Source organism: Burkholderia ambifaria AMMD (genome assembly GCF_000203915.1).
In the GTDB taxonomy this organism is placed as follows: domain Bacteria; phylum Pseudomonadota; class Gammaproteobacteria; order Burkholderiales; family Burkholderiaceae; genus Burkholderia; species Burkholderia ambifaria.
In genome coordinates, this window is sequence record NC_008390.1 from 2,488,080 (window position 1) to 2,501,364 (window position 13,285).

The window sequence follows — 13,285 nt, forward strand, 5'->3', positions numbered from 1 at the left end:
CGACGCGCTCTGTCAGCGCGAAACAGACTTGTTATAGGATCAAGCCTTACGGGCAATTAGTATCAGTTAGCTGAACGCATTACTGCGCTTACACACCTGACCTATCAACGTCCTGGTCTCGAACGACCCTTCAAGGGGATCTAGTCCCCAGGGATATCTCATCTTAAGGCGAGTTTCCCGCTTAGATGCTTTCAGCGGTTATCTCTTCCGAACATAGCTACCCGGCGATGCCACTGGCGTGACAACCGGTACACCAGAGGTTCGTCCACTCCGGTCCTCTCGTACTAGGAGCAGCCCCCTTCAAATATCCAACGCCCACGGCAGATAGGGACCAAACTGTCTCACGACGTTTTAAACCCAGCTCACGTACCTCTTTAAATGGCGAACAGCCATACCCTTGGGACCGGCTACAGCCCCAGGATGAGATGAGCCGACATCGAGGTGCCAAACACCGCCGTCGATATGAACTCTTGGGCGGTATCAGCCTGTTATCCCCAGAGTACCTTTTATCCGTTGAGCGATGGCCCTTCCATACAGAACCACCGGATCACTATGACCTGCTTTCGCACCTGCTCGACTTGTCGGTCTCGCAGTTAAGCACGCTTATGCCATTGCACTATCAGCACGATTTCCGACCGTACCTAGCGTACCTTCGTACTCCTCCGTTACGCTTTGGGAGGAGACCGCCCCAGTCAAACTGCCTACCATGCACTGTCCCCGACCCGGATCACGGGCCAAGGTTAGAACCTCAAACAAACCAGGGTGGTATTTCAAGGACGGCTCCACCGAAACTAGCGTTCCGGTTTCATAGCCTCCCACCTATCCTACACAGATCGGTTCAAAGTCCAATGCAAAGCTACAGTAAAGGTTCATGGGGTCTTTCCGTCTAGCCGCGGGTAGATTGCATCATCACAAACACTTCAACTTCGCTGAGTCTCGGGAGGAGACAGTGTGGCCATCGTTACGCCATTCGTGCAGGTCGGAACTTACCCGACAAGGAATTTCGCTACCTTAGGACCGTTATAGTTACGGCCGCCGTTTACCGGGACTTCAATCAAGAGCTTGCACCCCATCATTTAATCTTCCGGCACCGGGCAGGCGTCACACCCTATACGTCCACTTTCGTGTTTGCAGAGTGCTGTGTTTTTATTAAACAGTCGCAGCCACCAGTTTATTGCAACCCCTTCACCCTCTGCGCGCAGGCGCATCAAGCTACAAGGGCGTACCTTATCCCGAAGTTACGGTACCAATTTGCCGAGTTCCTTCTCCCGAGTTCTCTCAAGCGCCTTAGAATACTCATCTCGCCCACCTGTGTCGGTTTGCGGTACGGTCATCATTAGACTGAAGCTTAGAGGCTTTTCTTGGAACCACTTCCAATTGCTTCGCTCCCTAAGGAGCTCGCGCCACACCCTTGAATTACGCACCCGGATTTGCCTAAGTGCCTTCTCCAATGCAGCGACCGGGACTTCCAACACCCGGACAACCTTCCGCGATCCGTCCCCCCATCGCATCTAACAATGGTGCAGGAATATTGACCTGCTTCCCATCAGCTACGCATTTCTGCCTCGCCTTAGGGGCCGACTCACCCTACGCCGATGAACGTTGCGTAGGAAACCTTGGGCTTACGGCGAGGGGGCCTTTCACCCCCTTTATCGCTACTCATGTCAGCATTCGCACTTCCGATACCTCCAGCACGCTTTTCAACGCACCTTCGCAGGCTTACGGAACGCTCTCCTACCATGCGAGCATAGCTCGCATCCGCAGCTTCGGTATATAGCTTAGCCCCGTTACATCTTCCGCGCAGGACGACTCGATCAGTGAGCTATTACGCTTTCTTTAAAGGGTGGCTGCTTCTAAGCCAACCTCCTGACTGTTTTAGCCTTCCCACTTCGTTTCCCACTTAGCTATATTTGGGGACCTTAGCTGGCGGTCTGGGTTGTTTCCCTCTTGACACCGGACGTTAGCACCCGATGTCTGTCTCCCGTGATTGCACTCTTCGGTATTCGGAGTTTGCTATGGCGGGGTAATCTGCAATAGACCCCCCAACCATGACAGTGCTCTACCCCCGAAGGTGAGACACGAGGCACTACCTAAATAGTTTTCGGAGAGAACCAGCTATTTCCAAGTTTGTTTAGCCTTTCACCCCTATCCACAGCTCATCCCCTAACTTTTCAACGTTAGTGGGTTCGGACCTCCAGTACGTGTTACCGCACCTTCATCCTGGCCATGGATAGATCACTTGGTTTCGGGTCTATGCCCAGCAACTGAACGCCCTATTCGGACTCGCTTTCGCTACGCCTGCCCTATACGGTTAAGCTTGCTACTGAACGTAAGTCGCTGACCCATTATACAAAAGGTACGCCGTCACCCCTTACGAGGCTCCGACTGTTTGTATGCATGCGGTTTCAGGATCTATTTCACTCCCCTCCCGGGGTTCTTTTCGCCTTTCCCTCACGGTACTGGTTCACTATCGGTCGATCACGAGTATTTAGCCTTGGAGGATGGTCCCCCCATCTTCAGACAGGATTTCACGTGTCCCGCCCTACTTGTCGTACACTTAGTTCTTTCATACTGTTTTCGCCTACAGGGCTATCACCTGCTATGGCCGCACTTTCCAGAGCGTTCGGCTAACAATACAAATAAAGAGTACAAGGCTCATCCCATTTCGCTCGCCACTACTTTGGGAATCTCGGTTGATTTCTTTTCCTGCGGTTACTTAGATGTTTCAGTTCACCGCGTTCGCTTCACATGGCCTATGTATTCAGCCATGGATACTCCAAAAGGAGTGGGTTTCCCCATTCGGACATCTACGGATCAAAGCTCGTTTGCCAGCTCCCCGTAGCTTTTCGCAGGCTACCGCGTCCTTCATCGCCTGTGATCGCCAAGGCATCCACCACATGCACTTGTTCGCTTGACCCTATAACGAGTCTGTCTCATCTTTCGACGCGACAGTCGCTACAGGTTGAGTTCTCGCGTTGTGCCGTATTCCAATTGAGTCAAACATAGAGTTCGAATCATCTTGAGATACATCGATACAATCACAACCCGGATAGTTTTCACGTCCATCTCAAGACGCTTCCGCTATCCAAATTACTTACTTCTTCCAGATTGTTAAAGAACGACAGCCGATATCTGTTGATATCACTCTGACTGGCTCAATCGCCAATGACAAAGATTCGACGACGTCGAACACTTGTCATTGAGGATTGGTGGAGGCAGACGGGATCGAACCGACGACCCCCTGCTTGCAAAGCAGGTGCTCTCCCAGCTGAGCTATGCCCCCATGAGTACAGATTTCCTCAGGTACCTACCGCAGACAAGACAATGGTGGGTCTGGTTGGATTCGAACCAACGACCCCCGCCTTATCAAGACGGTGCTCTAACCGACTGAGCTACAGACCCCTGAGTCTGTCTTTAATTTACAGCCGATAAGCGTGAGCGCTCAACTTTGCGAGATAGCTCTGGAAAGGAGGTGATCCAGCCGCACCTTCCGATACGGCTACCTTGTTACGACTTCACCCCAGTCATGAATCCTACCGTGGTGACCGTCCTCCTTGCGGTTAGACTAGCCACTTCTGGTAAAACCCACTCCCATGGTGTGACGGGCGGTGTGTACAAGACCCGGGAACGTATTCACCGCGGCATGCTGATCCGCGATTACTAGCGATTCCAGCTTCATGCACTCGAGTTGCAGAGTGCAATCCGGACTACGATCGGTTTTCTGGGATTAGCTCCCCCTCGCGGGTTGGCAACCCTCTGTTCCGACCATTGTATGACGTGTGAAGCCCTACCCATAAGGGCCATGAGGACTTGACGTCATCCCCACCTTCCTCCGGTTTGTCACCGGCAGTCTCCTTAGAGTGCTCTTGCGTAGCAACTAAGGACAAGGGTTGCGCTCGTTGCGGGACTTAACCCAACATCTCACGACACGAGCTGACGACAGCCATGCAGCACCTGTGCGCCGGTTCTCTTTCGAGCACTCCCACCTCTCAGCGGGATTCCGACCATGTCAAGGGTAGGTAAGGTTTTTCGCGTTGCATCGAATTAATCCACATCATCCACCGCTTGTGCGGGTCCCCGTCAATTCCTTTGAGTTTTAATCTTGCGACCGTACTCCCCAGGCGGTCAACTTCACGCGTTAGCTACGTTACTAAGGAAATGAATCCCCAACAACTAGTTGACATCGTTTAGGGCGTGGACTACCAGGGTATCTAATCCTGTTTGCTCCCCACGCTTTCGTGCATGAGCGTCAGTATTGGCCCAGGGGGCTGCCTTCGCCATCGGTATTCCTCCACATCTCTACGCATTTCACTGCTACACGTGGAATTCTACCCCCCTCTGCCATACTCTAGCCTGCCAGTCACCAATGCAGTTCCCAGGTTGAGCCCGGGGATTTCACATCGGTCTTAACAAACCGCCTGCGCACGCTTTACGCCCAGTAATTCCGATTAACGCTCGCACCCTACGTATTACCGCGGCTGCTGGCACGTAGTTAGCCGGTGCTTATTCTTCCGGTACCGTCATCCCCCGGCTGTATTAGAACCAAGGATTTCTTTCCGGACAAAAGTGCTTTACAACCCGAAGGCCTTCTTCACACACGCGGCATTGCTGGATCAGGCTTTCGCCCATTGTCCAAAATTCCCCACTGCTGCCTCCCGTAGGAGTCTGGGCCGTGTCTCAGTCCCAGTGTGGCTGGTCGTCCTCTCAGACCAGCTACTGATCGTCGCCTTGGTAGGCCTTTACCCCACCAACTAGCTAATCAGCCATCGGCCAACCCTATAGCGCGAGGCCCGAAGGTCCCCCGCTTTCATCCATGGATCGTATGCGGTATTAATCCGGCTTTCGCCGGGCTATCCCCCACTACAGGACATGTTCCGATGTATTACTCACCCGTTCGCCACTCGCCACCAGGTGCAAGCACCCGTGCTGCCGTTCGACTTGCATGTGTAAGGCATGCCGCCAGCGTTCAATCTGAGCCAGGATCAAACTCTTCAGTTTAAACCTGTTACTGTTTTCGGTTCGGTTAAGAACCGGTCGCTCACTCAAAGCTGACAGGAATATGAATCACTTCATAAACCTGACTTACTTTAGTGTGAGACTCTTGATACTTTCGCTATCTGATCCGAGGATCAGCTCGCTTCCATCAAGCGCCCACACTTATCGGCTGTTAATTTTTAAAGAGCATTTCTGCGAGAAACCTTCTGTTTCCCGGCAGCGCTGCGTTTTCAGCAGCAGAGAAGCGAGATTATGAACCGTCTTTCTTCGCTCGTCAACAACTTTCTGAACTGCTTCGCTGCGACGGCGGGGGTTCAACTTCGTGTGCGCCGGGGCTTCTACAACCTTCCCCGTCAGCACCGCTTCCCTTCCTCCCGCGCCGCGTTTCCGTTAGCGCGAAAGAGGCGTGATTCTAAGCACCCGCCTCGAACTGCGCAAGGGGTTTGATGGATTTTTCTTCACCCCCGTCGAGACGGCCTTCCGGCCATGCCGAAGCACAAGGCCGCTTATGGTGCAAAGAACGGACTAGAATGTGAGGCTCTTCGCCCCTTTCTATACGTATTTAATATGCGCCAGCGAATCGCCAAACGCCTCCCCCCCGACGCCGACAAACTGGTCGGCCTGTCGCTTGCGCTCTTCGCCTCGGGCAGCCGCATCGAGGATCGCTTCTGGGAAGCGAAGCTCGACGCACTGCTCGCCAAGATCGTTCGCAATGGCAACCAGACCACGCTCGACGCGGCACTCGACCATCTGCAGCAGAACCACCCCGATGCCTATGGCGCGCTCGCCGACATGGCCGAGACGCACAGTGAATCGATGGTGATCGAGCACGACGGCCAGCCGTACGATGCACTGCTGGTTGCCGTCCCCGTTCTTGCGTGGACGCGCTACATGATTCCGTCAGGCTCGCTGAAAGGCGATGTCGCCGACGCACTGCGCACGCAACTGCAGGCGCACGTGCTCGCGAGCGGCACGCTCGTCGGACTGGCCCCGTTCCTGTACAGCATCGACCAGCTGCCGCGCCACCACGTCGAGACCTACCGGCTCGTCCAGCAACTCGCGCATGCAGCAATCGGCCAGCACGCCGCCAAGCTGAGCTTCGGCGACCTGCCCGAAACTTCGCCGATCCTCGCCGACCCGCGCTTCCTGCTCGCCGTGGTGGCCGCGCCGGCCGGTGCACCGCTGTTCCGCTGGCAGGAAGAAGAGCACGGCAACCGGATCGAACGCGGCCAGTGTCTCGAGCAGTGGACCGCCCAGGGCGGCCCGAGCCTGTCGGTCGCCCTCCCCGGCTGCGAGTTCGAATGCCTGCTTCCGGACGCGTACTACTCGGCCTGCCGCGATGCGGACGAGAGGATCCGTCCGCACACGGTCCGAACGGCCATCCGTTATCTTTTCGACACACTTGGTGCGGCACCGCAAGAACTTCGCGCCGTGGTCGCGGGCTTCGGCGAGCGCCGGATCGACGAGTATCGCGTCGGCTTCACGCGACGTGCCAGCAACGACGTGATCTATGGCGTCGTGTGGCCTCTGTACGGCCGCGAGAACGGCGACGTGTCGACCGACAACGCGACGCTCGAAGGCGAAGCGCCGATGGAAGGGCCGATGGAGGAAATCGTGAGTCTGCTGAAGGAATGCGGCGTAACCGACGTCCGGCGGCACGCAGGCCGCTTCGAGCCCGAGTACTGCGACGACTGCGGCGTGCCGCTCTATGCGGACCCCCTCGGCGAGATCGTCCACGCCGAAATGCCGGAAGACGCATCGCCGGCCCAGCCGCACTTTCACTGATCCGCGCACCGCAGGCTCGTCGAGCCTGCCCGACCAAGCCGCTCCCGGTTCCTGCCGGAGCGGCTTTTTTTCGCCCGCATTTTCCCTCCGCTCAAAATTTCGGACTTTTCCTAAGCCTTTCAGCCAAGCAGACATCGTGTAAGGTCTTTGTCATGATCGGATCCACGCCAAGACATGCCGACGGCAAATCAATGACTCACCTTACGGAGGTTGAATATGCGGTTCCTGGTGTTGAACTCAGACGCCGAACGGCGTGACGGACTGAAGGCCCTGCTGCGGCAGATCGACCGTCACGCCAGCATCAACGATGCGCCCGACGGTTTCCAGGCGCGTCGATTGCTGCGCGCCCAGCGTTTCGACCTCGTCGCAATCAACTGGCCGGACGTCGGCCGGCTCAGCGAACTGCAGGCACTCTGCAGCGCCTGCTCGCCGACGCCCGCCGCGGTATTGATCGACGAATCCACGCCGGAAGCCATCCAGCGCTTTTACAACTATGGCGTCGCGGGCGTGATCCCGCACTCCATGCGGCCGCACCTGATCGTGCGGGCTCTCGAAATGGTGCTGCTGGGCGGCCACTACATTCCGCCCATTGCGCTGAGCCTGCTGCCCTCCGCCGCCGCGGCCCGCCACGACGCCCATTTCCAGACGCTCGCCGGATCGCTGCCGCGCCGCCCGGCAAGCCGCCTCCTGTCGCCGAGACAGGCGCAAATCATGCGCTTCGTCCACATGGGCAACACCAACAAGATGATCGCCCGCACGCTAGGCATCAGCGAAGGCACCGTAAAGATCCACCTCGCCAGCATCTTCCAGCAGCTTGGCGCGGCAAACCGGGCCGCGGCCGTCGCGATCTACAACGGCTGGCTGTCGCCGCATCTCGAGGTGCTGCTGGCAAACCGTGAGCGTGCAGACAAGCCGACCATCGGCGAACGCGGCCCGGTTCCGCTGCGCAGGCAACGGAAGAACCGTCCGTATCCGCTGCCGGACGCAAACACCGCGGACCTGCCGCTCGCGGCCGAACCGCCGGCACGGTTTCGGCGCGAACGCTAGTCGGACAGTATCGATATTGCGACGGTCAGCAAGTGCGGATTCCCACCTTTGATGCTCAACGAGTAATATGGACGCATGGGTTTTCTTTTCACACCGCTTCCGCTCTGGGTTGGCATCGGCGGCTGGATCGGCGCCGTGGCTCTGCTCGCGCTCGCGCTCTGGAATCGCCCGTTCGTCCGCTTGCAGGACGCAACGCTCCAGCACGTGTGGCTCGCGCTCGTCACTGCAATTACGGTTCTGTGGGCCTCGAATGCATGGCTCGAGGACGGCATCGTCATGCACCTGCTCGGCGCGACGCTGCTCGTCACGCTGTTCGACTGGACGCTTGCGCTGATCGCGATGGGTGCCGTCACGGGCATCGCCGCGATCGTCTTCGATGCGCCGTGGCACGGCATCGGCCTCACCTATCTGATCTACGGCGCGCTACCGGTGGCCGTATCCGCGTTGCTGCAGCGCGCCGTGATCGCGTGGCTCCCGCATAACCTCGCATCGTTCATCACCGGTCAGGGGTTCTTGTCCCCGGCTATCGCGATCGTCGCGGTCGCCGCGGCCGCGGCCGGCGTCCAGCTCGCGCTCGCGGACGGCGTGCCCGTCGTGATTCCCGCCGGCTATCTGCTCAATACCGCGCTGCTCGCGCTCGGCGAAGCGTGGTTCACCGGCATGGCCACCGCGCTCATCGCCGTCTATCGTCCGGCGTGGGTCACGACGTTCGACGTGCGGCGCTATCGTCTCGGCGGCCCGCGCGCCTGAGTGCGCCGGTTCCGATGCGATCGGCACACGCACCGATCCGCTTGGCACAGCGCGGGAGAGTGCGGCACCTACTGCCGCCCAACTTTTTTACGCTAAGATTGAACTCCTGTTCTTCATCGGGCATCTATACCTGCCCGATGCCTCATTCGCTCCTCACCAATAACCAGATGGACAGCTCTCCTGCCTCGCTCCGGATTTTCCGGGCGCTCGGCAAGCTGGCAGCCTGTGTCGCCGGCCTGTCGCTTGCGCTTCCGGCACCGGTATTCGCCGACCTCCTCGACCAGCGCTCCGAACTAATCAACAAATTCGTCAACGAGATGCATGCCGATCCGATCGTCGCCGATTGTGCGGCGCACGGTAGCTTCATCGCCAGCACGTCGTCGGCCTTCGATCGCGTCGACTTCGCGCCGAAGGCGTTCGAAAGCGGCAACGCGGCGATCACGCCGTGGAACGATTCGTTCGATCAGGGCAAGCAGCGCGTAAAGGTGGACAACATCGTCACCGTCGACGGCCTCGGCATCCATAGCGACGGCAGCGACCCGACGCCGCTGAAATTCCGCTGCGGCTATGTCGGTCAGCAAATGCTTGCGTTCAGCTGGAACGATCCGGTGCCGCCGCTGAAGCCGCGCGTCGAGCGCCCGTCGTCGTCGACGAAGAAGTTCACGGGCAAGTCGCACCGCGGCAAGGTCAAGGCAACGAGCCGCACCGGCAAGAAAGCCGCCGCAACGAAGAAATCAAGCGGCCAGAAGAAAGTCGTGAAGAAGAAAACCGCGAAGAAGTCCTGATCGGACGGTAGCGGCAACGACAGAAGCGAAAAAGCCGGCGCATCGCACGATGCGCCGGCTTTCTTCATGTCGACGGCGATGCGCTTACGCGAACGTGTCGACGTGCACCAGGATTGCCGCCAGCATCGCGGCACCCAGCGCCGCACTGCGTTCGCCGTTCCAGCCGACCCGCTCGTCGGGCAGGTTCGCGTTGTCCTTGAACGGCATCTCGAGCGTCAGCGACAGGCACCCGAACTGGTGGCCGATGTACTTCGATGCGAGCTTGAGCGCGTCTTCCTTGTACTTGCTCGCCGCGTAGCCGTGCTCGGTCTGGAAATCCGGGCTCGCGACCTTGAACGCATCGATGAACGCGGTCTGCTCCTTGCGCTGCTGCTCGGTGAAGCTCGGCAGCATCTCCGAACCCGCGACGAACACGTACGGCAGATCCTCGTCGCCGTGAATGTCGAAGAACATGTCGCAGCCGATCGCGTGGATCGCATCGCGCACGGCCAGCACCTCGGGGCTGCGCTCGGCATCGGGCTCCATCCACTCGCGGTTCAGGTTCGCGCCCGCCGCGTTGGTGCGCAGGTTGCCGTGCACGCTCCCGTCCGGGTTCATGTTCGGGACGATGTAGAACGTCGCGCGATCGTAAAGCTTGCGCGCGACCGGATCGCCCGCCCAATCGCCCCATCCGGCCAGCCGCTTGACGAGCCCTTCGATGAACCATTCGGCCATCGTCTCGCCGGGGTGCTGACGCGCGATGACCCACACCTTCTTCTTCGGTGCGCCGTCGACTTCGGGCGTACCCAGCGTCAGCAACGACATCGGCCGGCCTTCGACCGTGCGGCCAAGCTCGACGACGCGCGCCTGCGGCAACTGCTGGACCGCGCCGAGAAACGCCGCGTGGCGTTCTTCCGAATACGGCTCGAAATACGCGTAGTAGATGCTGTCGAACTCGGGCGTATGGTCGATGGTCATCGTCTTGCCGTCGAAGGTCGTCGGCACGCGAAACCAGTCGACGCGGTCGTAGCTCGCGACCGCGCTGTAGTTACGCCATCCCGACGGATACGCGCATTCGGCCGCATTCTCGAACGACATCACGCAACGCTCGCCGCGCGCGCCCGTGAGGCGGTAGTAGAACCATTGGGCGAATTCCGAGCGGTTGTCGCCGCGCACGCGCAGCCGGATCGCGTCCGGGCTGTCGCACGACACGACGTCGATGGCGCCCGCGTCGAAATTGCTGGTGATCGAAAGGGTCATCTGTCTCTCCACTGTCGACCGGAGTTGGTGCTTCAGCACTTACTCCGGGCCCATGCAAAGCTGTCGAGCGCAACGGGAGTTGCCGCCTGCCCGGCCGCATGCATGCGCCGGCCGTCTCGTGAACGGCCGCCAGGTCACTCGCCGATTCGCCGGCGATATACGTAAGTCGAATCGTTCGATGCAGCGGCGTCGAACGCGTAGTCTTCCAGCGCGAAATCCTTCAGCGCCGCCGGTTCGGCGATGCGGTTCTCGACGATATAGCGCGCCATCAGGCCACGGGCGCGCTTCGCGTGGAAGCTGATGATCTTGTAGCGGCCGCCCTTCCAGTCCTCGAACACCGGCGTGACGACCGGTGCGGCCAGCAGTTTCGGCTTGACCGACTTGAAGTATTCGGTCGACGCGCAGTTGACCAGCACGCGCGCCACGCCGCTGCGCGTCTCGAGCTGCTCGTTCAGCGCACGCGTGATCCGGTCGCCCCAGAACGCGTACAGATCCTTGCCGCGCGCGTTCGCGAAACGGGTGCCCATCTCGAGCCGGTACGGCTGCAGCAGGTCGAGCGGGCGCAGCAGCCCGTACAGGCCCGACAGCACGCGCACGTGCTGCTGCGCGTAGTCGAGATCGGCAGCCGACAGCGATTTGGCATCGAACCCTTCGTACACGTCACCGTTGAACGCGAGCACCGCCTGCTTCGCATTGGCCGGCGAGAAGGTCGGCGACCAGTCCGCGTAGCGCTGAAAGTTCAGGCGCGCGAGCGGGTCGGAGATGTCCATCAGCGTCGCGATGTCCTGCGGCGACAGCTTGCGCAGGCCGTCGATCAGTTCCGACGCATCGTCGACGAATGCAGGCTTCGTGTAAGACGGAACGTGGGCGGGCGTATCGTAGTCGAGGGATTTGGCAGGAGAGAGAACGATTATCATAGAGGCTCGCTGGCACGCCGTGCCTTGCGGTCAGACGAAAACCACCGATTGTAACGAATGACCCGCTCCTCCGCCCCGCATGCCGCACATCGCGTCGTGCTCGACTCGAACGTCTGGATCGACATACTCGTATTCGACGACCCTGCCACACGCCCGATCCGGGCTGCGCTCGAACGCGGCACGCTGGCCGCCGTGATCGACGGCCGCTGCCTGAACGAACTCGAGCTCGTGCTCGACTACCCGCAGTTCCGCGAGCGCGCGATCGACAAGGCCGAAGCGCTCGCGACCGTCGCACGCCTGACGAGCCGCGTCGAGCCGCCGCCCGTCGACGCCGACGCGCCGCCGTTGCCGAAGTGCAAGGACCGCGACGATCAGAAGTTTCTCGAACTCGCGCGCGCCGCGCAGGCCGATTGGCTCGTGTCGAAGGACCGTGCGCTGCTCAAGCTCGCGAAGCGCACCGCACGCGACTTCGGCTTCCGGATCGCGCAGCCCGCGCCGTTTACCGAAGCCTGCGCGCTCGATGCCGCGTCGGCCATCCCCACCACGCCGGCCTGACGGGCCGACGCAACACGCTGCGACCGTATCGATGAACGCTCCTTCCGACATGCCTACGAATCCCGTTTTCCCATCGCGCCTGCCGACCGTCGGCACCACGATCTTCACGGTCATGAGCGCGCTCGCCGCCGAGAAAGGCGCCGTGAATCTCGGCCAGGGCTTCCCGGATTTCGACTGTGACCCGCGCATCGTCGACGCGGTCGCGGCCGCGATGCGCAACGGCCACAACCAGTATCCGCCGATGGCGGGCGTCGCCCCGCTGCGCGACGCGATCGCCGACAAGATCGCGCAGGTCTACGGCCGGCGCTACGACCCGGCCACCGAGATCACGGTGACGGCCGGCGCGACGCAGGCACTGCTGACGGCGATCCTGTGCGCGGTGCATCCGGGCGACGAGGTGATCGTCGTCGAGCCGACCTACGACAGCTACCTGCCGTCGATCGAGCTCGCCGGCGGCAAGCCGGTGTTCGTCACGCTGGAGGCGCCCGACTATGCGATCCCGTTCGATCGTCTCGCCGCCGCGATCACGCCGAAGACGCGGATGATCATGATCAACACGCCGCACAATCCGACCGGCACCGTGTGGCGCGAGGCCGACATGCGCAAGCTCGAGGAGATCGTGCGCGGCACCAACGTGCTGACCCTGTCCGATGAAGTGTATGAGCACATGGTCTACGACGGCGCCCGGCACGAGAGCGTCGCGCGCTACCCGGAATTGGCCGAGCGCAGTTTCATCGTGTCGAGCTTCGGGAAGACTTACCACGTGACGGGCTGGAAGATCGGCTATGTCGCGGCGCCTGCCGCACTGATGGCCGAATTCCGCAAGGTCCATCAGTTCAACGTGTTCACGGTGAACACGCCGACGCAGATCGGGCTCGCCGACTACCTGCGCGACCCGGCACCGTACCTGACGCTGCCCGACTTCTACCAGAAGAAGCGCGACTTCTTCCGCGCCGGCCTCGAACGCACGCGCTTCAAGCTGCTGCCGTGCACGGGCACGTACTTCCAGTGCGTCGACTATTCGGCGATCAGCGACCTGCCCGAAGCGGAATTCTCGAAGTGGCTCACGTCGGAGATCGGCGTGGCGGCGATTCCGGTGTCGGCGTTCTATCACGAGCCGCACGAATCGGGCGTCGTGCGCTTCTGCTTCGCGAAACAGGAAAGCACGCTCGCGTCCGCACTCGAGCGGCTCGCGCGCCTGTAAGTCCGGCA

8 protein-coding genes, 2 tRNA genes and 2 rRNA genes are annotated in these 13,285 nt (G+C 60.2%); 6 read left to right on the forward strand and 6 right to left on the reverse strand.

Annotated elements, in window-relative coordinates:
* Positions 1-35: 35 nt before the first annotated feature.
* The 4 genes from BAMB_RS11395 to BAMB_RS11410 form a co-directional block, all read right to left on the reverse strand.
* A 23S ribosomal RNA gene (locus BAMB_RS11395) occupies positions 36-2,917 on the reverse strand.
* Between the two features lie 290 nt (positions 2,918-3,207).
* Positions 3,208-3,283, reverse strand: a tRNA-Ala gene (locus BAMB_RS11400).
* 42 nt (positions 3,284-3,325) lie between these two features.
* Positions 3,326-3,402, reverse strand: a tRNA-Ile gene (locus BAMB_RS11405).
* A gap of 63 nt (positions 3,403-3,465) precedes the next feature.
* A 16S ribosomal RNA gene (locus tag BAMB_RS11410) occupies positions 3,466-4,998 on the reverse strand.
* Together the 16S and 23S rRNA genes with 2 tRNA genes alongside form the textbook arrangement of a ribosomal RNA operon.
* A 564-nt stretch (positions 4,999-5,562) precedes the next feature.
* On the opposite strand from BAMB_RS11410, the gene BAMB_RS11415 reads away from it, so the two are divergent.
* The 4 genes from BAMB_RS11415 to BAMB_RS11430 all read left to right on the forward strand — a co-directional run bounded on the left by BAMB_RS11415 (position 5,563) and on the right by BAMB_RS11430 (position 9,362).
* The gene (locus BAMB_RS11415; RefSeq protein ID WP_041491222.1) at positions 5,563-6,780 is read left to right on the forward strand and encodes a DUF2863 family protein; all 1,218 of its coding nucleotides are present in this window, start codon (positions 5,563-5,565) and stop codon (positions 6,778-6,780) included.
* A gap of 216 nt (positions 6,781-6,996) precedes the next feature.
* On the forward strand, positions 6,997-7,827 hold the full coding sequence (locus BAMB_RS11420) for a LuxR C-terminal-related transcriptional regulator (RefSeq protein WP_011657462.1): 831 nt from the start codon (positions 6,997-6,999) through the stop codon (positions 7,825-7,827).
* 75 nt (positions 7,828-7,902) lie between these two features.
* A complete protein-coding gene (locus BAMB_RS11425; RefSeq protein WP_011657463.1) occupies positions 7,903-8,577 on the forward strand; it encodes an energy-coupling factor ABC transporter permease in 675 nt (224 codons plus the stop codon).
* A 137-nt stretch (positions 8,578-8,714) separates the two neighbouring features.
* The gene (locus BAMB_RS11430) at positions 8,715-9,362 is read left to right on the forward strand and encodes a BspC domain-containing protein (RefSeq protein ID WP_041491223.1); all 648 of its coding nucleotides are present in this window, start codon (positions 8,715-8,717) and stop codon (positions 9,360-9,362) included.
* Between the two features lie 84 nt (positions 9,363-9,446).
* Here the strand turns inward: BAMB_RS11430 and BAMB_RS11435 are convergent, their stop codons facing one another.
* Together BAMB_RS11435 and yaaA are read right to left on the reverse strand one after the other, a co-directional pair.
* A complete protein-coding gene (locus BAMB_RS11435) occupies positions 9,447-10,601 on the reverse strand; it encodes a M14 family metallopeptidase (protein ID WP_011657465.1) in 1,155 nt (384 codons plus the stop codon).
* Positions 10,602-10,735: 134 nt separating this feature from the next.
* A complete protein-coding gene (gene yaaA / locus BAMB_RS11440; RefSeq protein WP_011657466.1) occupies positions 10,736-11,518 on the reverse strand; it encodes a peroxide stress protein YaaA in 783 nt (260 codons plus the stop codon).
* Between the two features lie 57 nt (positions 11,519-11,575).
* Between yaaA and BAMB_RS11445 the strand changes: the two genes are divergently transcribed.
* Together BAMB_RS11445 and BAMB_RS11450 are read left to right on the forward strand one after the other, a co-directional pair.
* Positions 11,576-12,073, forward strand: coding sequence for a putative toxin-antitoxin system toxin component, PIN family (locus BAMB_RS11445; RefSeq protein WP_011657467.1), 498 nt, complete (start codon positions 11,576-11,578; stop codon positions 12,071-12,073).
* A gap of 31 nt (positions 12,074-12,104) precedes the next feature.
* Positions 12,105-13,277, forward strand: a complete 1,173-nt coding sequence (locus BAMB_RS11450) for a pyridoxal phosphate-dependent aminotransferase (protein WP_011657468.1) — start codon at positions 12,105-12,107, stop codon at positions 13,275-13,277.
* Positions 13,278-13,285: the final 8 nt, after the last annotated feature.

Coding starts and splice junctions, on each gene's coding strand:
- BAMB_RS11415 (WP_041491222.1), top strand. CDS start 5,563: ATGCGCCAGCGAATCGCCAAACGCCTCCCCCCCGACGCCGACAAACTG.
- BAMB_RS11420 (WP_011657462.1), top strand. CDS start 6,997: ATGCGGTTCCTGGTGTTGAACTCAGACGCCGAACGGCGTGACGGACTG.
- BAMB_RS11425 (WP_011657463.1), top strand. CDS start 7,903: ATGGGTTTTCTTTTCACACCGCTTCCGCTCTGGGTTGGCATCGGCGGC.
- BAMB_RS11430 (WP_041491223.1), top strand. CDS start 8,715: ATGCCTCATTCGCTCCTCACCAATAACCAGATGGACAGCTCTCCTGCC.
- BAMB_RS11435 (WP_011657465.1), bottom strand. CDS start 10,601: ATGACCCTTTCGATCACCAGCAATTTCGACGCGGGCGCCATCGACGTC.
- yaaA (WP_011657466.1), bottom strand. CDS start 11,518: ATGATAATCGTTCTCTCTCCTGCCAAATCCCTCGACTACGATACGCCC.
- BAMB_RS11445 (WP_011657467.1), top strand. CDS start 11,576: ATGACCCGCTCCTCCGCCCCGCATGCCGCACATCGCGTCGTGCTCGAC.
- BAMB_RS11450 (WP_011657468.1), top strand. CDS start 12,105: ATGAACGCTCCTTCCGACATGCCTACGAATCCCGTTTTCCCATCGCGC.